Genomic DNA, 1,429 nt, shown 5'->3' with positions numbered 1-1,429 from the left:
TTGAACTGCACCCCGTTTTTTGGACAGGGTAAACTATGCTGTATTAGAAAATTTAAGCCTATATTGTATGGGACTTAGTCCATTCAATCGCAGCTTAATTCTTTTATTATTATAATAATGGATATATTCGCTAATTGCGTTTACCAGATCCTCTACTGTTTTATATTTTTTACCAAAGTATATCTCTGTCTTGAGTACTCCAAAAAAACTTTCCATTATAGAATTATCAAGACAGTTTCCCTTTCTAGACATGCTTTGAATTATCCCATGTTTTTCCAATAACGCTTTATACTGTTTCATCTGATATTGCCATCCTTGATCAGAATGCAGAATAATCCCCTGTGTATTGGGCACACTTTTAAATGCTTTATCCAACATATCCAGGGTCTGGTTAAAGTTTGGATGTAGAGATATATTGTAACTCACAATTTCACCATTAAACATATCTAAAATCGGAGAAAGATATACTTTCTCTCCTTTTGTCGTTGTAAACTCAGTAACATCTGTTGCCCATTTTTTATTCGGACTAGATGCCACAAAATCCCTTGCTATAATGTTTGGAGCTATTTTCCCAATATTCCCTTTATAGGAATTATATTTATTTCTCTTTCTGGTAACACATTTTAAACCGCATTGACGCATTAGTTTCTGAACTACTTTGTGATTAATTTTATAACCCCGGTTTTTAAGCTCTAAAGTAATTCTACGGTAGCCATAACAGTTCTTATTCTCTTCAAAGATATGAACTATCTCTTCTTTTAACTCATGATAATGATCAGGCTTTTTCATTCGCTTTAATTGATAATAAAATGTGCTTCGGCTCATTCCATCAAAACCAAGGATTAACTTAAGAGGATATTTATGCCTTAGTTCATCTATGACTTTTGCTCTTTCCCATTTTCTTGGAATATTCTCTTCTGAACTAAGGCTTGCAATTTTTTTAGATATTCATTCTCCATTCGAAGGCGAAGAACTTCTTCTTCCAACGATTCTGTTTTCTTCGGAATATCTGCCTTTTTTTCATATTCTTTCATACATGCTCCGTTATGAGCAAATGCAATATAACCCTTGGAGTTGTACTGCTTTTCCCACACCCCAATAAGTTTCCCCTGGGTTATTCCAAAATGCACTGCTGTCTCGAACTGTGATAAATTATGCTGATGCATATATTCTATTACAGCCACCTTAAAAGTACTATCATAATTTGTACGTTTATATTTCAGTGCTTCCGGCCCGTGTGTTAAATATAATTGTTTCCACATTCTAACATTAGATGGTGAAACCCCTAAAATACGGGCGCTGTCTCGGGTTGACATTCCATCATTAATAATTCGAAGTACTGCTTTCAGTTTATCCTCGTAAGAATATTTTATTTTCAAAAAATGCACCTCCATTACATTATTTTTGTCTAAATAATGGGGTGCATATC

The 1,429-nt window shown here is 34.0% G+C and carries 2 protein-coding genes; both read right to left on the bottom strand.

Annotated features, from left to right (window positions below; genetic code table 11):
- Positions 1–33: 33 nt before the first annotated feature.
- The gene (locus tag D081_RS12445; protein ID WP_304528581.1) at positions 34–879 is read right to left on the bottom strand and encodes an IS3 family transposase; all 846 of its coding nucleotides are present in this window, start codon (positions 877–879) and stop codon (positions 34–36) included.
- A partial coding sequence (locus D081_RS12440) for a helix-turn-helix domain-containing protein (RefSeq protein ID WP_085024485.1) occupies positions 876–1,429 on the bottom strand: 554 nt, incomplete at its 5' end. The genes D081_RS12440 and D081_RS12445, both read right to left, overlap by 4 nt.

It is taken from the genome of Anaerovibrio sp. JC8 (assembly GCF_002100115.1).
Taxonomy (GTDB): Bacteria; Bacillota; Negativicutes; order Selenomonadales; family Selenomonadaceae; genus Anaerovibrio.
Note: the sequence above shows the minus strand (reverse complement) of the source record. Positions and strands in the feature narration are given on the sequence as shown.